This is a genomic window from Persicimonas caeni (assembly GCF_006517175.1).
Classification (GTDB): domain Bacteria; phylum Myxococcota_A; class Bradymonadia; order Bradymonadales; family Bradymonadaceae; genus Persicimonas; species Persicimonas caeni.
Window position 1 is genome coordinate 5,407,859 of record NZ_CP041186.1, and the last position, 20,296, is coordinate 5,428,154.

General features: G+C 66.9%; 9 protein-coding genes. 6 read left to right on the forward strand and 3 right to left on the reverse strand.

What is annotated here, in order from left to right; all coding sequences use genetic code 11:
- Positions 1-266 precede the first annotated feature (266 nt).
- On the forward strand, positions 267-569 hold the full coding sequence (locus FIV42_RS19910; protein WP_141199385.1) for a hypothetical protein: 303 nt from the start codon (positions 267-269) through the stop codon (positions 567-569).
- 9 nt (positions 570-578) lie between these two features.
- On the opposite strand, the gene FIV42_RS19915 is transcribed toward FIV42_RS19910, so the two are convergent.
- The gene (locus FIV42_RS19915) at positions 579-3,566 is read right to left on the reverse strand and encodes a serine/threonine-protein kinase (protein WP_168210794.1); all 2,988 of its coding nucleotides are present in this window, start codon (positions 3,564-3,566) and stop codon (positions 579-581) included.
- Positions 3,553-5,190, reverse strand: a complete 1,638-nt coding sequence (locus tag FIV42_RS19920) for a sigma-54-dependent transcriptional regulator (RefSeq protein WP_246099105.1) — start codon at positions 5,188-5,190, stop codon at positions 3,553-3,555. The genes FIV42_RS19915 and FIV42_RS19920 overlap by 14 nt, the downstream gene beginning before the upstream one ends.
- A gap of 448 nt (positions 5,191-5,638) precedes the next feature.
- Between FIV42_RS19920 and FIV42_RS19925 the strand changes: the two genes are divergently transcribed.
- The 4 genes from FIV42_RS19925 to FIV42_RS19940 all read left to right on the forward strand — a co-directional run bounded on the left by FIV42_RS19925 (position 5,639) and on the right by FIV42_RS19940 (position 17,128).
- Positions 5,639-8,686, forward strand: a complete 3,048-nt coding sequence (locus FIV42_RS19925) for a hypothetical protein (RefSeq protein ID WP_141199388.1) — start codon at positions 5,639-5,641, stop codon at positions 8,684-8,686.
- Between the two features lie 9 nt (positions 8,687-8,695).
- Positions 8,696-11,566: a hypothetical protein gene (locus FIV42_RS19930; protein WP_141199389.1), complete on the forward strand. Its 2,871-nt coding sequence runs from the start codon at positions 8,696-8,698 to the stop codon at positions 11,564-11,566.
- A 281-nt stretch (positions 11,567-11,847) separates the two neighbouring features.
- Positions 11,848-15,237: a patatin-like phospholipase family protein gene (locus FIV42_RS19935; RefSeq protein WP_168210796.1), complete on the forward strand. Its 3,390-nt coding sequence runs from the start codon at positions 11,848-11,850 to the stop codon at positions 15,235-15,237.
- 1,075 nt (positions 15,238-16,312) lie between these two features.
- Positions 16,313-17,128 (forward strand): hypothetical protein, encoded by an 816-nt coding sequence (locus FIV42_RS19940; RefSeq protein WP_141199391.1) that lies wholly within the window; start codon positions 16,313-16,315, stop codon positions 17,126-17,128.
- A gap of 308 nt (positions 17,129-17,436) precedes the next feature.
- On the opposite strand, the gene epmA is transcribed toward FIV42_RS19940, so the two are convergent.
- A complete protein-coding gene (epmA, locus tag FIV42_RS19945; RefSeq protein WP_168210797.1) occupies positions 17,437-18,549 on the reverse strand; it encodes an EF-P lysine aminoacylase EpmA in 1,113 nt (370 codons plus the stop codon).
- A gap of 95 nt (positions 18,550-18,644) precedes the next feature.
- Here epmA and FIV42_RS19950 point away from each other — a divergent pair, with 95 nt between their 5' ends.
- Entirely contained in the window at positions 18,645-20,285 is a 1,641-nt protein-coding gene (locus FIV42_RS19950; RefSeq protein WP_141199393.1) for a PKD domain-containing protein, read from the forward strand.
- The last annotated feature ends 11 nt before the right edge of the window (positions 20,286-20,296 follow it).

Here is a 20,296-nt window from a genome sequence, read left to right on the forward strand (position 1 = left end):
GCAAAGGGGCGATTCAGGCAAAGGTACCCGCCTTTTATGAGCACACAGGTGTGTGAGTCAACCCCACACGATGTCGCCTCTGGCGCACGAGCCTGTGGATGCGCGAGTAGCCGACTCGAATTTCTTTACGGGGTAGCACTGCGCCATTAATCTGAGCGCGGGTCGCGCGTGGCGGTCGCCTCGCATCTGCATAACTCGGCGTGGCCGCGCTAAGACCCACTGAAGTGTATGTTTGAATGGATATCTGTTTGCCTCAAGGACATGTCATGCCCATTACCGAGTTGGATTCTGGTCCCTTCGAGATTCGCCTGCGAGACGATGCCAGCGACGCCCGCGTCGGCTACACCTGGGTCGAGCACGCCGAGGGCAGCTCGACCTCTTATTACGTGCTCCTCGATAAGGTTCCCCTTCCGCTTCCCTACGGCCCGACGGTGATCTTCGAGCCGGTCGCCATGTCCGGGGTCGATAATTCCAAGGCCTTCTTGGAGTGGGTCCACAAAAATGGGGAACTCGGGCCGGATATCCACCGTGCCAAGATCCAAGAGAACTACGAGCCTTGGGAGGAGTGAGTCACTGCATCAGCGCGCGTGCTCGTCGAGCATGCGCGCGAGCTCGGCGGGACTCAGGATTTCGAGGCGCAAGTGGTCTCGGTTCTCCGGAGTGTTCGCCAGGTGGTGCTGGACGCGCTGCTCGGCCCACGCAGGAAGTGTGTCGAGGTGCTGGGCGACGAGCGCGATTCCCTGACAGGTGATGCGCTCGAGCGGGCAGGCGGCGAATTGGGCGAGGATCTCGGCGCCCTCGGCGGTCGCGCCACGACGAGACGACCAGCTCAGCGCGCTCGCCAACAGCGCTCCCCAACGGTGCTTGATATCTGCCCATCGCCGATGGGCGAGGTCGGCGAAACGCGCCGCGGTCGCCAGATCGCCGCTTCGCCACGCAATGGCGGCCTCGAGGAGCCCCACCAAGCCCGAGATTTTGGGCAGGCCGAGGAGTTCGACCGCGTCGACCCATCCCTCGTCGACATCGAGCGGCCGGCCGAGCCGATAGAGGCTCGCACGCTGCAGGTACTCCAAACGCGCCTGGTAGTGCACGTGGTTGACTCTCCGTGCCAGCTCGAGGTGCTCGCTCGCCAGCTCCAAACAACGCTCGTAGTCGAGCTGCTCGAGTCGCGCGGTCGCCTCGGCGATCATCGACGCCAGTCTCGCGGTCGGACGGCTCTTCGTCGCCGCCGCCCGGCGGTGACATCGAGCTGCCTGCTCGTATCTCCCCTCGCGAAAGTGAAGCATACCCATCCAGCCGGCGTAGGTCCCGTGGACTTCGCGCTGGTCGACCTGTTCCACCCACGGCTCGATGTCGGCGAGGGTTTCTTCGTAGCGCGCCGTCGAGCAGGCGGAGGCCACGCGCACGCGGTACATCTGCCGGCGCAGTTCGAGTTGCCAGTCGTCGAAAGCCTCGAGTTGGTCGATACGGTCGAGCACTTCGGGCGATGGGCTCCGGCACCCTAGCCGCGCCAGGTACACCAGCTCGTAGACCTTTGACGACTCGAGGTGGTCTGCTCGCCAATGGTCGGCCGAGCGCAGCCAACCCTCGAGTTTCTGCGGTTCACCGGTCGCCAGGGCGAGCGTAGCCCATTCGTCGAGCAGCCGCCGAGCCGGCGCTACGTGGCGTGCGCGCTGCAACATCGCCAAACTCTGCCTGAGCACGGCGATCGCCCGCAGCGTGTCGCCGCGGCGATCATAGTGCCGGGCGACCAGCGGGCCCTCGGCAGCGATGGCGTCGACGCTGTCACCGCAGAGCAGGTGCCAGAACCGCTGCGGGCTTCCCGGCTCGATCGCGCCGGCCAATGTCTTGTGGATGTGCTGGAGGTTCGCCGAGGTCACCGTCATCTCGCCGAGAGGATCGTAGGCCGGCGCCCGCGAGCCGTCGGGCTCGACGCGCACGTAGCCACGTTCGAGCAACGTCTCCAATTCCGCCTCCACTCGCCAGCGCGCCGCGCCCAGCCAGCTCGCCAGTTGCTCGTCAGACGCACGACCCGCGCCCAGGTGCAGCCAACGCATCAACTCGAGGCCGAACTCGCCCACCTCACTCTTCGGCGGAAGCGGGGGCAGTGGGGCCGGAGCCAGAGGTTCGCGCATGTGGTCGAGCGACGCCGGGCTCACCTCACACTTGTCGTGGCGCCAGAAGACAAGGCCGCGCCGTTGCCAGCGCGCGAACTGGCGCACCATTGCGTCGATATGCCCGCCGGTCTGCTCCCATAGAATTTGTGCAGCCCGGCTCCGCACGCGGTGGAGCCGCTCCGGTCCGTCGAACAAGTCGACGAGTTGCTCGGGCCGAGGGGGACGGGCCTCGACGCTGGCCTCGTCGGCGTCGAGCTGGATGCGCACGACTCCGCAGTGTCGGTCGAACTCGTCGACCAGCCGCCCCGTCCAGGCGTCGACTCCTGGCTCGACGAGGACGCGTCCGTCGTTCGCCAACAGCTCGGCCAGGTGGGCCCGATACGTCGCGCGCGCCTGGTCGAGCGTTGCCCCCGGGTCGAGAGCACCCTGCAGCTCGGCGGGCATGCTCCCGAAGGGCATCTTCGAGGCGCCGAGCGCGACGACTTGGCAGCCGCAGGATGCGAACGCTTCGGCCAGCGCGCGACGGCAGTCCCCCGGGCGGCACCCGTGTCGAAGTCCCAGGCGTACCCGACGTTGGGCCTCGATGTCTCGGCGCGCCTCGGTCACGAAGGGCAAGCTGCTCCAGAGCTTGCGTACCGCACTCGAGGGGCAGGCGGGCGGGGAGCGCCGCAGGGCGTGAAGACTCTGGAGCCGCTCGGCGGAATTGGCCGACAGCAACCCTCGCACCGCGTCGAGCACCGCCTGGGGTATAGCCGGATGACGGCACTCCAGCGCGGGCGAGGGGGTGCGCAGCCGGGCGCGCATCAGCTCGGGCAACGACGCGGTTGGGTGGGGCTTGGCGCCGCTGAGGGCTTCGTAGCACATCACTCCAAAGGCGTAGCAATCGCAGGCCACGGTCGGTTTGGCCCCCCGAAGTTGGGCGGGCGACATGTACGCGGCCGTTCCGTGCAGTCGGCCCACACGGGCGAGCTCGTCGGTGTCTGCGGTCCAGTTCGACAGTCCGAAGTCGAGCACGGTGGCTCGATGGTCCCGGTCGACGAGCACGTTGGCCGGCTTGAGGTCGCCGTGGACGATGCCGGCCGCGTGGATTTGGACGAGGGTCTCGGCCACCTGGTTGATCACGGCGACCAACCCGTCGGCCGCCGAGGTCTCGTCGGCATCCTGGTGGCCCGGAAAGTCGACGCCCTCGACCCACGGGGTCACCAAATAGCTTCGTCCTTGGGCGATGCCTTCGTCGAGGAGCTGGACGATGCCCGGAACTTGCAGTCGGCGCAGGATCGCCGCCTCTCGCCAACGCTCGGTCAGCGCGGCGTGTTCGAGCGTCGCAATCTTGACGGCCACCCGGCGGCCGGTGTGTCGGTCGTATCCCCGCCACACCTCCGCGTCGTGACACGCCACGAGCTTCTCTTCGAGTGCGTAGCGTCCGTCGAGTTCGTCAGTCGGCTCCACGGTGTTTCGCCTCCTCGGACGCCAATGGGCCCATCGCGTGCACCTGTGCCTCGCGGCGCTCCAGCGCGGCGATGTCCTCCTGGGCCTTGCGATAGCGACGGTAGTGGTTCTTGTGTTCGACCAGATTGCCCAAACCGACCAGGTCGAAGGCCTTGGCCTTGCTCGGCGAGCACTTGACGGCCTGGTCGAGCACGTGCCCGGCGAAGGCGTCGGCTAACTCCAAATTCAGGGGGCGGCCGTGCCCGTCGCCGGTGAGCGCGAGTTGGACGAAGGCGTGGGCCGCACGCCTCAGATGGTCGCTGATCGACGGGGCGGTAGGGTTCTCCATGGCCAACGCGCGCAGCACGTCGGCGCGGGTCACCGCCGCTTCTCCTCCTCGCGCACGTGCCATGATGTGGGTGCGTCGCACGACGTTGTCGAGTTGGCGCAAGTTGCCCGGCCAAGACTGCTTTTCGAGCTCGAGCAGCGCCGACTCGCTGAACTTCCAGTCGCCTGCGTCGAGTTGCTGGCTGCAACGCGCCAGCATGAACCGGGCCCAGTCGGCGATCTCGTCGCTGCGCTCGTCGAGCGCGGGCACCTGCACCGGAAGCACGTGGATGCGGTAGTACAGGTCGCGGCGAAACCGCCCGGCCTCGACCTGGCTCATCAAGTCGACGTTGGTCCCCACGATGAAGCGCACGTCGGCGCGTCGGTCTCCCCCGTTGTCTCCGAGCACCCGGTAGGAGCGGTCTTCCAACAGTTGCAGCAGTCCGGCTTGGGTATCTGCCGACAGCTTGTCGATCTCGTCGATGAACAACGTTCCCCCGTGCGCGCGGCTGACGGCGCCGTCGACGTTGCTGGTGGCGCCGGTAAAGGCCCCGCGCTTCCAGCCCATCAACCTCGCCATGTGCATCGTCTCCGGGATGGTCATCAAGTCGAGCACCTCGAAGGGCCCGTCGGCGCGCGGGGACTGCGCGTGGCACCAGCGCGCCAGCCTCGACTTGCCCGTGCCCGTCTGGCCCGACAGCAACAGCGTCTCGCCGTGGCGGGCGAAGGCCGCCAGAAGCTCGAGCACCGGCGTCATCGTCGGGCCGGCCACCGGCAAGAGCTCATCGGTCTCGAAGCCTTGGTTGGCTCGCGGCGGGCGAGTCAGCAGCCGCGGCGCGGCGGCGTCGACGACCGTCTGCAACGTCTCGACGAGCGCTGGTGGCGGAAAGACCTCGCCGATCTGGTCGGCGGCGTCGAACTCGAGGGTGACCATCCCTGCCAGAGCCTGGCTCAGGTCGAGCAGCGGCAGCACCAGAATGTGGGAGGCCTGCTGGTCGAGGTAGCGGCGCACGCTGGCGGTCAATTCGATGTCGTCATGTGACGCGTCGAGGTCCATGCGCTCGCCGTCTCCGCTCGGGATGATTACCTGCAGCAAGGCCGTGTCGATAATCAACGCTCGCCGCCATCGGCTTACCCAACTCCACAACTCCGCCGAGCGCACCACATCTCCGGCCTTGCCGCCGGTTGCGAAGGCGTGGGGGATCAGGCGCCGGTAGGCGCGCGAGGAGCGCAGGTGAACGCTGCCATGGACGACCTCGGCGCCCCTTGGCGCCTCCAAGTCGTCGTTGTTGCGGCAGAATCCGGCGAGGGCCTCCATCAGTTCCACGGAAGCCTGCTCGAAGCTGGATGCGTTTGCGACGCGCTCCAGCAATTGACGTAATCTTGCGTACATCGCCGGTACACCCGATGGAAAAGTGCTGCCGTTCGCGTGCCGAAGTCGACCCGCCTGACGGCTGGATTGGAGGATGTCGAACGCCGCCGATTGTGCAGTGGTGGCGCACTCGGTGCAAGAGCCAACCCTGAAAACGAGCGTCATTCGCCGACAAAGTGAGTGTCATTCGATGACACTCGGGCGTCGGTGGATGACGCCGTGAGCCGGCCGTGGGGCGTCGTCGATTCGCCCCGTGATTTCTTTTTGCAGGGGTAACGGATTGGAAATGCAGGGGAAAGTGTGGGGTTCGGCGCGCGCCGCAGCGCCTTGGTATGCGGATTGCTCTACAGGGAAGCGCAACGAGAGAAACCTCACCAAACCGATGGAGAATACGATGTCGAAAACCGTATCAATGTCGCCCGTTCGTACCCTGGAGAAGCGCGCCTCGAAGCTCGGCGCCGACAAGGCGCTCGCCGCGCCCAGCCTCAAAGAGATGCTCGCCGCCATGAAGGGGGCGCCGACCACCAACCGCTGGGACGTGGTCACCTCCTATTCGGAGGACAAGCTCAACCAGGTCCTGAAGAGCCAGTACGACGCCGACAAGCTGCTCACCGAGGTCGTCATCCACACCGAGGGCGTCGACCCGTTGACCGACAACAAGTTCCCGCTGGTCGTCACCCTCGAGCTGGGCGCGCCGCTCATGCAGTTCGTCCCGGGCCAATCGGGATGGGCGAAGCTGACGATCCCGGTCGACTCGGGCAACTACAAGATCGCCAAAAAGGACCCCAAGCCGATCCCGGACAACGTCTATAACCTGGAGGTCACCGTGCCGCTGGCCGCGCTGGACGGCTCGACCGGCAAGGTCGACCACGGCGGCGATGTCATCGCGTTCGTCGAGGGCAAGGAAGAGCAAAAGCATATCATCTTGCACTTCAACAACTCGGCCCAGAGCACCTACAAGCTGCAGAAAAAGGACGACCAGCCTCGGCCGATCGATGACATTCTCAACGTCTACGTGCTTCCCAAGCTCAAGGCCTATTTCGCCGAAAACGTCGACCAGGTCGAGTACGCCTTGACGAGCGTGTCCAACAAGAAGCCGCACGGCGACGTCATCCTCCAACCCAAGTCGTTCGTGTTCGCCTCGGCCGGCGGCTCCGACAACGGCGTGCTCAGCCTCTACATTCAGACCGACGGCAGCGGCAACCAGCCGGGCAACCTGCATCCCTCCTTCCAGCCGGGCCACGTCGAGATGCTGCCGGTGCCCAAGGGCCACACCGCCTCGGTCATCTTCTCGTACGACCTCATCGCCACCTGCTACGTCAAAAAGCAGCTCGAAGCCGCCGGCTTCCATGTCAGCCTGGACAACTCCGCCGAGGGGATCGCGCTGACCGTGGCGGTCGACAAGAGCATCATCAAGAATGCCTCGCACGGCAATTTCTGGGGAAGCTTCAATGTCGACGGCATCGACGCCAGCCTCAAGAAGGACCCGATCAAGCTGGTCATCAAAGACGGCAAGATGAGCGTCAGCTGGAGCTTCAAGCAGACGCTGGGGTGGAACCGCATCATTCCCATGGCCAAGACGGTGCCCTGGGGCAAGGTCGACCTGAAGATGTCCATGAACAAGACGGTGCCCTTCTCGCTGAGCGACGAGGTGGCCAGCGCCAACTTGCACATCACCTCGGCCGACTACCACATCTCCACCGAAGCCCAGAGTTTGCCCTGGTACGACCACCTCATCGGCGGCCAGAACAGCCTGCCGTCGGAGCTCGAGGCGGACAACTTGTCCCTGTCCTTGCCCGCCATCGACCTGAACTTGGGCGGGCTGGGCTTCTTCCCCATCACCAACCTGCTCTTTCCCGGCCAGCACGTCATCGACATCGACAAGTCCACGGGCATCGAGATGCCCCACGACTTCTTGCTCACTGGCCAGATCGCCACGGGCAACCCCAAGGCGCTCGTCTCGGCCAATTACCTGCTGGAGATGGCCTCCACCAACACCCTCCAGAGCACACCGCAGACCAAAGGGGCCTCGGCGCTGCTTCATGACGTGACCACCCAGGACAAGGTGGCCGCCCAGGTGCTCGACCTGGTGGCCGACGGCGACCGCGACAAGCTGCAGGGCTGGCTCGACAAGAACGGCTACGAGGTCACCGGCGACCAGATCCAGGCCTCCGTCCAGGCGCTGAGCTCCGGGCAGGGCGACGACATCTCCATCTGGGGCGGCGTCTACGAGGTCGAGGCGCCGCAGCGCTTCGAAGACAAGAAGCTGACCGTCTTCACCAAGAGCCAGCGCGTGGAGCTCGACGGCAAGAAGGTCGACTACACCGTCGAGGCCAGCAACAAGATCCGCTGGCAGAACACCGCCGGCGAGACCTTCGAGATCACCTTCCTCGACCACTTCGACGACCAGGGCCGCCCGGCGGCGAACACCTTCGAGGGCACCATCACCACCCCCGCCTCCAAGCCCAAGGCCAAGCCCACCGTGGTCGACTTCAAGGGCACGATGGTCGTCTTCGAGGAGGAAGAGCACTGGCACGAGCTGGCCGAGACCGAGCAGGCCGTCATGGTCATCGCGCTCATCGGCTCCATCTCGGGCGTGCTCATCGGCATCGCCGGGCTGCTCAAGGGGACCAAGGCGGGCAACGCCATCTCCGAGTCCTTCAACAAAGGACGCGAGAAGCTTCGTGAACGCGCTCGGGAGCGGGCGATCGACGCCGCCGATCCCGACGCGGAGATGTGGGACGAGGCCACCGCCGATCTCGACCGCGAGGCGCGCCAGGAGATCAACCGGGAGCTGACCAAAAACCGGCGCAACTACAAGGATCTCGACGTCAACGAAATCGCCGAGAACTTGCCCGACTCGGTCACCGAGGCCTTCGAGGCGCGCTTCAAGGAGCGCTTCTGGGAGGTCGCCCGCTCGCGCATCGAGGCCGAGCTGGGCGGCATCAGCAAGCTCATCGACGTGGACAGCTACAAGGAGCAGGTCCTCGAGCAATATGCCGACGCCAAGATCGACGCCATGCTCGACGGCGCCGACGGCTATTTCGAGAGCGTCAAGCGCGCCACCGCCGCCGAATTCAAGGCCGAGATCTTCCGGCGCGACTACGAAGCCAAGGCCCGTGAGGTCCAGGAGGCCACGATGGCGCGCGACGCCACCGGCTCCGAGATCGAAAGCCGCCAGGACCGGGTCGACGAGATCGAGGAGCAGCTCGACGACGAGAGCCTGCCCGACGACACCCGCGAGGAGCTCGAGCGCGAGAAGGCCGAGCTCGAGCAGGAGATCTCGGACAAGCAGGACGAGCTCGACCAGCAGGAAGATGACCTCGCCGACAAAGAGGAGGCGCGCGACGAGGCCGAGCAGAACAAAGAAGACGCCGAGAACGAGCAACACGATGCCGAGCGCCAGGCCGAAGAGCGCCGCGCCGAAGTCTTTGGCGAATAGGAGCCGACCATGACCGAATCGACGCTAGATAACTCACTCGCGGGGGCGGCGCAGGCCGCCGCCCCCGCCTCGACACCCGAAATCCACGCCCAGGCCCGGGCGCTCACCAAGGCGGGGGCTAGTCTGCTGTCGCCCTCGGAGGGCTACCGCGTCTACGACGTCGGCGGGCGCAAGATCGTCTTGTCCGCGCTCGACGCGGCCGTCTCGCTGGGCGAGGGCACCGACCTGGGCGGCGACTTCACCGATCTCGACGAGCTGGTGGTCTTCTCCGAGGCCGTGACCGTCTCGGGCGAGGTCGACGCCAACGCGCTGGCCATCGCCACGCACACCATCGACACCCTGCCGGGGTCGAAGCCTTGCTTGAGCACCGCCGGCACGCCCGGAGCACATCAGCCCCACCCGGCCATGACCGGCGACGGCGACCGGGGAGGGCCCGGCGGCCCCGGCGGCGACATCGCCGTGTACCTGGAGATGCTGTCCGACTCGGCCCTGCACCTGTTCTACGACGCCGCCGGCGGCGACGGGGGGGCCGGCCAGGACGCCAAAAAGGGCACCGGCGGGCCGGGAGGCCCGGGCGGCAACGGCGGCACGGTGCATGTGGGCTTTTCCCACCCGTATGCCAAGGCCCTGGCGACGCTACGCGAGTGTGCGGCCGCCAAGCACGCCTCCCAGCGCGCGCGGTTGGCCAAGCAACTCCTCGCCCAGCTCGACGGCGACGAGCAGTTCGCCGACGAGACCGCCAAGCTCGCCAAACTGGTCGACGACGGCCACGGCCGAGACGCCGACGCGCTGCGAGGCGTGCTCCAGGCTCTCGGCTACGGCCTGCTGGGCGCGCTGGCCGCCCTGCGCTCCGAGCTGGTCGAGCGCATGGACGTCTCCGGCGGCGGCTACGGCGTCGGCGGCAGCGGCTCGAAGAGCGACGGGGACAACGGCAGTCGCGGCGAGCCTGGCAAGCGCAGCGCTGACGCCCTCGTGCTCGCCGAGGCCGGCGATCGGCCCACCGACTTCGTCTTCGCCCACCCCGACCAATGCGACATGCTGCTGGCCAAGGCCGAGATGGCCTATTTCACCGGCACCGACGAGCATCTGCAGAGCGCGATCATCTGGGCGCGCCGCGTCTTCGAGCGCACCTCCTTTGCCAAGGACCTCGACGACGACTCGGCGCTCCGGGCGCTGTACGCCGACAAGCAGGCCTCGTTGGGCATCCACGCCGGCATCGAGCAGTTGGCCCAGATCAACGATCGCGCCGGCCAAATGCTCAACCAGATGAAGGTGGGCAAGGACTACTTCGACCACGCCGCCACCTGGGCGCCGTTGACCTCGCTCGACTTTCTTCGCTCCATCCTCGACCAGCAGTTGAGCAACCTGGAGACCATCGAGGCGTCGTATACCGCCTACTTCGATGCCCTCGCCGAGCAAAAGGCGACCTTCAAGCAACTGCGCGCGATGCGCGCCAAGGCCCACCACGCGATCTCGGCGGCCCGCAACAAGCTCGAGATGCTCGAGGGGATGGCCGACGACACCGCCCGGGCCATCGAGCTGTACGAGCCGCAGATCGAGGCCAAAAAGGACGCCCTCGAAGAGGAGTTGGCCAAGGCCAAAGACGACATCACCTCCCGGTTCAGCTTCAACTTCAACGACCTGGTCAACGGCCTGACGATGGTCGCCTTCGCCCCCCAGAAGTTCATGATCGCCTTGCAGGTCACCGACCTGCTCTACAAGGGCGCGTTCACCGTGCCCAACGACAAGGGCGTCGACGTCAACAAGAGCTACCTGATCAAGCACGTCGCCTCGTGCAAGGCCGACGTCGACTCGCTCATCGAGGGCTACGAGCAACAAAAGGACGGCAGCGTCAAGATCGACGATCCGGGCGCGGCCAAGCTGGTGGTGGCCAAAAAGCAGCTCGACAAGTTTTTGGGCGAGTTCAGCGAGCGCCTCGGCGACCAACTCGAGGCGGTCGACAAGGCCTTCGACGCCTATATCAACACGATCATCGCGCGCAATAACCTGGTGTTGCGCTACAACGCGATCGTCAACACCGAGGCGAAGTACCTGCAGCGCATCGCCAACTACGAGCAGAAGCTCGACGAGATGAGCGACGAGGGGCTCGACAAGCTGCGCCCCGACTTGCCCGCGATCAGCAACTTCATCACCCGCATGTACTACGATGCGCGCGACGAGGTGTTGCAGACGCTGTATGGCTGCTCGAAGGCGTATCGCTTCTGGGCGCTCTCCGAGCACGATCTGCTCGAGGAGAGCTTCGCCGGCTACCTGCCCCCGCAGATCAACGCGGCCATCTTGCGCGGCGCGCAGACCAAGCTGCTCGGCGAACTCGAGCGCGCCGTCGAGACGCTTCGCCGCCCGCCGCAGCACTTTCCGCCCCCGTCCAACCCCCAGGGCAGCGTCGAGCTGTCGCTGAGCGACGAGCAGGTCGACGCGCTTCGCCAGGACGGGGCGGTCATCTTCCAGCTCGAGCCGGTCTACCCTTGGACCCCGCGCAGCGAGTCGCCCTTCGCGGGGTGGGCCAATATCCGCCTCGACAAGGCGCGGGTGTGGCTCCCCGGGGCTTCGACGGCCGACGGGGTGTTCAACATCGATATCACCCAGATGGGCACCGAGGAGCTGGTCGACCCCAACGGCGCCAGCTACGAGTTCACCCACGACCCCATCCACATCAGCTTTCGCTACCGCGATGGGGAGACGCCTCAAATCATGGAGGACGGCGACATCGGCACCGGCTCCCAGCGCCGGTTTGCGCCCGTCGGGCCCTTCGCCTGGTGGCGCATCGAGGTGAACGACACATACAACTCGGAGCTGAACCTCGAAAATCTGGAGGGCATCACCCTGGAGTTCTGGGGGACGAACTACACCTTCGGCTAAGTGCAACCGCGGGAATCCCTCGCTCCGAATCACATCGGGGCGAGGGCGTCTTGCTTTCGGAGCGAGAGCATCTTGCTTTCGGAGCGAGAGCATCTTGCCCTCGGAGCGAGAGCATCTTGCTTTCGGTGCGTGGGCATCTTGCCCTCGTGTGAGAGTGCAGGGGGCCCTCGTATGCGAGAGCATCTTGCTTTCGGTGCGTGGGCATCTTGCCCTCGTGTGAGAGTGCAGGGGGCCCTCGTATGCGAGAGCGTCCCTACCTATGGGTTTGGAATGCAATGATGATGGAACAACGGACACACCGACACAGATCGCACGCGCCGCGCCTGCCGGCCGGCGTCGCCCTGCTAGCCCTGGCGGCCTGCCTGCACGTGCCGTTCGACGCGCCGGCTCAGGAGCCCGCCGACCAGGAGCGGGAGCAGACCCGCCGAGAGCTCGGGCTGACCATCAGCGGCGGCGCCAGCCTGGGCGCCTACGAGGCGGGCATCAACTGGGCGCTCATCAAATACCTGCGCTCGGCGCAGGCCCGCGGCGACGCCATCGCCTACGACCTGACCACCGTCACCGGCGCGTCGGCCGGGGCGGTGAACACCCTGCTGACCACCGTCAACTGGTGCAAGGATTTCAGCCAGGAGCACCGCGGCCAGCCCGACGGCCAGTGCGTCTCCGACGAGCAGGTCATCTGCAATGACATCGACGACAATATCTTCCGCAACACGTGGATGGCCGTGGGCTTCGACGCCGACCCCTCCCTGCTGCCGCGTTCGGCCGACGGCTACCTCGACGACGACGGGCTGTTCACCCGGCGCGCCTTCGGACGCAGCCTCGAGGTGCTCGACCGTGAGCTCGGCGAGTCGAATTTTCGACCGGAGTGCTCGCTCGATAACCTCGGGATCACGGTGACCCGGGACGTGCCCGGCAAGCTGACCAAGGGCGGCCTGCAGACCTACAACCAACGCTTTGTGGTGCCGTGGCGCGTCGACGTCGACGACGGCGGCGAGCTTCGGTTCGCCTACCAGCCCATCCACGACGGCGAGCACCCGATCCACAACATCTTGCAGTTGGCGTCGGTGCTCGACCCCTCGACCGGCCAACGCCACGTGCCGCGCCGCATCGTCTTCGACGCGGTGGAGACCTCCAGCGCCTTTCCGATCGCCTTTGCGCGCAAGCAACTCTACTACTGCGCGCTCGAGTGCTCACCGCAGCACGGGCTGGTCGGCTCCCAGGTTGTCGTCGACGGGGAGGTGTTGTCGTGCCCGGACATCGAGGGGCAGCCGGCCCAGATCTGCTGGGGCGACTTTATCGACGGCGGGGTCTTCGACAACGTGCCCCTGGGGCTGGCGGCGGCGATGGCCGAAACGCGCCGGGCGGCGCGACACACCCCGCAGGCGCCGATGACCTACCTGTATATGGACCCCGACCAACGCCGGATGCACGGCGCCGACCCCACCAAGACGCGGCGGGCGATCCGGGGTCCGGGCTACTCGCCGCGTGGGCTGTCGTTTTACGCCGAGTGGCTCGAGGGGGCGATCGACTCGGCGCGTAGCTCCGAGCTGTACCACACGTTGCTCGACCACCTGTGGAACGAGGGCGCCGCCGCGCTGGCGGGCCGGGTGGCCCAGACCCTCACGCGCACCTCCCGGGTCTACGCGCGCGCCGCCGAGCTCGGCGTCGCCGACAAACTGACCGCCTCCGAGCTGTCGGCGGCCGACCGCCAGGCCCTCGCCAAGCTCGGGGTGCGCCGCCCCGACGCGTTCGCCCAGCAGCAGTTGAGCCTGTTGGCCGACAACCCCCAGCCGTCCGCGAGCGACGCGCCCACCCAGGCGTCGCGCAAAAAGCAGGCCTTCGCGCTCCTCGAGGCGTTCGACGAGAAGGTCGAACTCGACGCGGCCGACTACGCGGCCACCCACCCCTGCCATGCGGTCGCCCTGGCCCAGCAGGCCGACGACGAGCGCCCGGTCGCTCCCGCCGGCTTCGCCATCGACGATTCCCTGCACATCGCTGCCTTCACAGGGTGCCTGCTGGCCGACCGACACCGGCTCGCCGACGCCTTCTTCGGCGCCGACGGCCACGCCGCGGCCGAGGGGCTGGCTCAACTCTTCGGGTTTCTGGCGGTCGACTACGCCGAGGCCGAGCATCGCGGGGCGCCGAGCACCCAACCGCTGCGCGCGATGATCCTCGACGCGATCGTCGAGGCGGCCTCGCTCGCCTTTGTACGAGCCCCCTCGTTGGCCCCGGCGATGCGTCACGAAGCGCGCCAGATGGCTGCACACGCCGCGTTGGCTCGGCGCCTGCAGTCCTCGGTGGAGAGGGGGCGGCGCCTCGTGCTCTCCACGCGCTTGTCGCCGGTCGTGGGCGACTACTTCTCGGCGTTCGGCGCCTTTTTGGACAAGGGCTTTCGCCACTACGACTACCTGGTCGGGGTCTATGACGCGTTGCACTCCATCGCGTCCTATCAGTGCCAGCGCCAGAGCTACTACGCGCCCCACCCGGTGAGCCGCGTCGGTCGGGTGCCCACGCAGACCCACCTGAACCTGTGGAGCGAGGTGACCCAACGGTGTGTGGTCGAGCGGATGAACGCCGCCGCCGACGCCCTCGGGGTCGACGAGGTGGCCGACGCACACTTTATCGTGGCCTCTCTGGCCAGACAGGAGGCCCAGGTCGCCCTGGGCGTCGACGGGGCGAAACGGGTGTGGGCCGACTTGCGCCGCGCGCTCGACAAGGACGACGCCACGGTCGACAACGTGCTCTTCGTCGAGCAGATCCCCCCCGGCAGCCCGAACCTGCAGGCCCTCCTGGAGGTGATGATGGGCACGCGCGCTCCCTGCCAGAACCACCCGGCCAACGAGACCTGCCCGACCGAAGTCGACCCGGACGCGTTCTTCGAGCGACTCGCCGACGCCGGGTTTACGCCAAGCCCCAACGGGGTGGTGGCGATGATCCTCGACAAGGCGCCGGGCTGGTACTTCGACCCGGTGCGCCAGATCACCCGCCGCATGCGCGCCATCGAGGCCAGCGACAAGTTCGCGCCCGGCGTCGCCCTGTTCGACGGCGCGCAGACGGGGGTCAACATGGCCCAGAAGGTCGACCGGGTCGAAGCCGAATTCGGCCGCCCGGTCGACGACGGGCTGCACTGGCTGGCGCCGTACTCGGCCGCCGAGCCTGCCTTCTGGACCCAGACGCTGCTGCCCAACGAGCTTCGGTTGAACGTGGCCACCCAACGTGAGCGCAGCGCCCGCGTCGGCTTCGAGGTCCAGTGGCGCTTCGCCGAGTTGGGGTTTGCCGACAGTGGCCAGGCGCTGGGCGGGCTGTCGCCGCACTACAGTTGGAACCGACGCCGCCACGAGGTGGGCATGGAGCTGCTCGACTACTCGGTACGCGTCGCCAGCGACGCCGGCATCCACGGGGCTCGCCTGGGCGTGCACGCCAGCTACCTGTGGGACGACCCCGCCGGTGACTGGCTGGCAGTAGGGCCGAGGCTTGTTGTCCACACCCGCTTCGTCGACTTCGCGGTGCGCTACAACCATGCGTGGAGCGCGGTCACCGACCCCGACGGGCGCTCGGAAGTGCTCATCGGCCTCGGGTTCACCGGCCTCGACCAACTGGCCGGCGCCGGCGTCTACCTCGCCCCGGAGGCCACCCGGGCCTACGACATCCTCGAGCAGGCCCTGTGACGGCGCCCCGGCGGGTTCACCCGACCGATGAACGAGTCTGAGCAGCTAATGCGAGGCGGCCAATCTCCCACAAGAGCCACGACTCACGACTCGAGACCGGCGCGCAGCGCCCCCACGACGACATACTGATGCGTCTGCCGGCGAAATTCGCCGGCATGGGCGCTGCGTGTTTGCTTGTGATTGTGAACAGTCAACGGGCAAAGCCCGCCCCGTTTTCAAGCCACCTCGGATAGGTCATGCGCTACGCACATGCCCACCCCGACGCCACGACCTCCAACGACGCCGCTGCGGCACTCCCATGGCACAGGCCCATCTTCACGCCACATCCGAACTACGACGTTCCTACGAACCCGCACCGGGCAAATCCGACCGTTTCGCCACAAGGACGAAACTGCCGGCTCGGCCTCCGCCGAGCGCGTCGAAGAGGTACAGGCCGACATCTCCTCGAAGATACGCTCGCTACGAAAGCTCTGTTTTGCGGATCGGGAAACCGTTCCGCCGCAGACCAGGTTCTGTTCGACAACTCCGGACCGAGCCGAGGCGAGGGGATTCGGTGCAGATTCGGAGGCCGTCTGACGCAGGCGATGCAGCGCATCGTCGAGGACAGACGGCGCCGAAGATGCACGAATCAACCGCCTTCGGCGACGGGAGTGAGTTGTCGAACAGAACCTTCTGAGCCCAACCGGCTCAGCCACCAGCGTGTGGGTTAAGGCTAACGACGACCCACCCGCCCGTTTCAAATTTGTGGGGAAATTCGTGGCCACGATACATCCACCCCTCATTACGGTTTTCGGCAAAAACCAAAAATTGTTGCGTCTTTTTTCTGAAATCGCCCCGTGGCGGCCGTGCAGGGCGGTTTTTCTCTGTTGCTCCGATCGGGGGGGGCGAGGTGCGGGGGCGCCTCGTGTCAGTGCGCGCATGGTGGGTTGCCGAGCGCGCGCGCCTTCGGGTAGTCTGGTCGGCACAACACCGACAACGAAGTGGCCGCAGGCCGTCGGGTAGACCATGACCACCAGCTGGCACGCGCATGGTGCGCGGGCGAAACAGCGGTGGCGTTTACCAATGGGAGGACGACATGTCGACACCGAACCTGGATCAATTGACCCCGACATTGCAGGCGCTCGACGCCGCCGATGTCTCGGCGCCCCACGGGATGCCGATCGACGTATTCTTGGCCGAAGCCGAGGCGCTGGTCGCGCTGGCGACGCGCGCCGAAATTGCCGCCAAGCTGACCCACGTGGGCGTGGCGGACGCACGCTTGGCGCGCTTCGAGGTCGCGCTGGGCGCGGCCCGCGAGGCGCAGGCGGCGTGGACGCAGGTGCGCAGCCGGCGCCAGACCGAGGAGTTCGAGGCCGCCGTGGCCGACGGCGAGTCGCTGCGCCGCGACATGCTGCACGCGTGCAGTTGGAACCTGCGGCGCAACCGCAAGGTGCGCGAGGCGCTCAAGTTCGTGCGCGAGGGCGACGGGCACGCCGACCTCGCCCAGGACCTGCACGACCTGGCCAGCTTGATCGACAATAACCGTGCTGCCTTCGACAGCGACGGCTCCTTCGACGCGGTCGCCGTCGCCGAGCGTGCGCGTGGGGTTGCCGCCACGCTCATGGGCGAGTCGGCGTCGTATCGACTGCGCTTTACCAGCGCGGGGGCCAAGGAGATGCGCGACCGCGCGTTCACCTTCCTCGACGACCTGGTCCAGGAGGTGCGCGAGGCGGGCCGCTACGTGTTCCGCGACGACGAGGAGATGGCGCGGCGCTTCGCCAGCAGCTATTGGCGACGCTTCGAGGACAACGACGTGCTCGACACCGAGCCGACCGAGCCGACCGAGCCCGAGCAGCCCGCCGAGCCGGTCGACGTCGACACCGACCGCGAGCCCGTCCCCGCCGAAGAGTAACCCCTCCCAGAGATCGGCCGCGCGAGCCCAGAGACGGCTCGCGCGGCCCCAGAGATGACCCGGCGCAGGCCCAGAGATGGGCCCGCGCCGGCCCAGAGATTCTCCACCCGACCCCAGAGAAAGTCCGCGCGGGCCCAGAAGTTGGCCCACGCCGGCCCAGATCCTTCCCCTCCAAGTCCAGAGACGCCCCGCGCCGGCCCAGAGACGTCCCGCGCGGGCCCAGAGGCGAGTCGCCCCGGTCCAGCGGGGAGTCGACCCGGGCCCAGAGATCAACTCAGACCAGAGATCAACTCAGACCAGAGATCAACTCAGCCCCACTCGACGTCGCCCGACTCGGCGTCGCGGCGCATCGCGAAGGGCACCACCTCGCGAATGTCGGCGGCGCCGCAGGCGAGCATCAACAGGCGGTCGACGCCGACGGCGACCCCGCTCGAGGCGGGCATGCCGCGCTCGAGGGCCGCTAGAAATCGCTCGGGCATGGGCATGTCGGGCAGGCCGCGCTCGCGGCGGGTCTCGAGGTCGTGCTCGAAGCGCGCGTGTTGCTCGACCGGGTCGGTCAGCTCGCCGAAGCCGTTGGCGAGCTCGACCCCGCCGACGTACAGCTCGAAGCGCTCGGCGACGCGTGGGTCGGCGGGCTTTTTGCGGGCGAGCACGGCCAGCGGGGTGGGCCAGTCGGTCACGAAGACGGCGCCGCGGTCGGCCAAGAAGGGGTCGATGTAGGTGACCTGCAGTTCGAAGAAGAGTTCGTCCCATTGCCTATGCGTGCCGGCGCGGGCGAGTGAGCGGGGCGAGAGCAGGTCGTTCGCCTCGCACGCGGCGTACAGCGCGTCGAAGTCGAGGGCCTCGAGCAGGTCGAAGCCGCACGCCCCCTCGACGACCTGTTGCATGGTCATGCGCTCGAACGGAGCGCTCAGGTCGACGCGACGCTCCTCGTCGTCGGTGACCACCATCGCCTCGTCGCCGAGCAATTCGCGTGTGAGCGCCTCGACGTCGTCGATGATCGCCTCGACCGGCTCGCCGGCGCGGTACCACTCGAGCAGCGTGAACTCGGGGTTATGCAGCGGGGTGACCTCGCCGTTTCGCCACACCTTGCACATCTGCCAGATGCGCTCGAGCCCCTCGACGAGCAGGCGCTTCATCGCGAACTCGGGGGAGGTGTGCAGGTAGCCGGAGACCGACAGGTCGCCGTGGCGGTCTTCGTACACCGCGCGCACCGGGTCGAGGTGGACGTCGGTGCCCGGGGCGGCGACCCAGTTGGGGGTCTCGACCTCCAGAAAGTCGCGCGCGTCGAAGAAGGCGCGGATCTGGCGGTTGGCCCGGGCGCGCAGGCGCATCGCCTCTTCGAGCGACAAGCTGCGTGCGGCTGACAAGCTGCGTTCGCTGGCGAGTGAGGGCGTCCGAGGGGTGTTGGAATCGGCCATGGCGAGTCTCGGTGTATGCAATCGTACTATTGAAGCGTCAACGGCTTCCATTCAAGGTGGGCACAGATTCACAACAACTCACGATAGGAAGTGCGATGCAAGATGCCCAGAGAGTATTGTCTCGGCTTGTGCCGGTCGGCGCGCTCGTAGCCGCCCTGGCGGTCGGTGCGGTGGCCTGCGACGATGACGACGACACCAACAACACGCCGGCTCCGGCCGACACGGGCCAAGACGCCGCGGCCGACGTGGGCGTGGACACAAGCGTCGACGCCACGCCGGACACTACAGCGGACACGGCCCCGGATACCACCGCCGAAAACCAGGCGCCCACCGCGGTTATCGCGGCGCCGACCGAGATCGAGGCGACCGGCACGATCACCTTCGACGGCTCCGGGTCGACCGACCCGGACGGCGACGCACTCAGCTACACCTGGGAGGTAACCTCGGCGCCGGATTTGAGCCTGGCGACGCTCGACGACGCCAGCGCCGAGATGCCCACGTTGCTCGCCGACGCGGCCGGAGAGGTCGTCATCGAGCTGACCGTCTCCGACGGCGAGTTGGAGGACACGGCCACGGCCACCGTGACGGTGACCTGTCCGGCGCCCGTCGAGGTCAGCGGCGACATCGACACCGACACGACCTGGCCCGCCAACGGCTACGGCTGCACCCACTACCTGGTCACCGGCACGGTGCGCGTGCTCGAAGGGCTGACCATCGAGCCGGGGGTCAACGTCTCCTTCGAGCAGGGGACGGGCATGCGCCACAGCCGCGGGGCGACGTCGCCCTTCGTGGCCGAGGGCACCGCAACCCACCCGATTCTCTTTACCGGCACGACCGAGAGCCCCGGCCACTGGAAGGGATTGCTCATCTCGAGCGACCTGGCCGACAACTCCCTCGTGGACGTCATCATCGAGTACGGCGGCTCGGAGGCCTGGTGGAGTGATGTGCGCGCTGGCAACCTGAGCGTGATGGACCTGACCACCGGCGGCACCGTCGCCTCGGCGTCCATCGAGCATACGACGCTGCGCCACAGCGCCGACGCCGGGCTGGTCACCGCCGAGCAGGGCGCGTCCTTTCCGGTCTTTAACGCCAACGTCGTGACCCAAAACGCGGTGCCGGTCTCCATCAACGCCAACCAGTTGCAGTGGCTCGGGGCGCCCGGAGACAACGACTTCACCGGCAACACCGACGACTATATCGAGATCCACGACGCCACCACGGGCAACCGGGTGGTCGACGGGCAGAACTGGGTCGATATGGGCGTGCCGTATCACTTCACGGACAACGTCCACGTCCTGTCGGCCGCCGACTTGGTCGTCGAGCCGGGCGTCGAGTTGCTCTTCGCTGAGAATACGGCGCTTTATGTCGGAGGGACCATCGAAGCGGTGGGCACCGCCAGCGAGCCGGTTCGTTTTGCCAGCATCCTCGACCAGGATGGCGCTTGGAACGGCATCCGGATCGAGAGCAATAGTGTAGTAAACGTCTTAGAGCATGTCGTAGTCGAAGACGGCGGCCAGAGTCGGATCGGCGCGGGCGTCGACGAGCCGGCGAACCTGACCCTGTTCAAAAATAACGGTCGAGACGCGTCGATTACGCTGCGCGACAGTGTCTTTCGCGACAGCGCCGGGGTCGACATCACCTTCCAGAACGAGAGCTTCACCGACTACCAGTTGCGTGATTGCTCGAATGTGACCTTCGAGACTCCGCCGGTCTCGTGTCCGTTCCCCGCGCCCTGATCTGGAGTGGG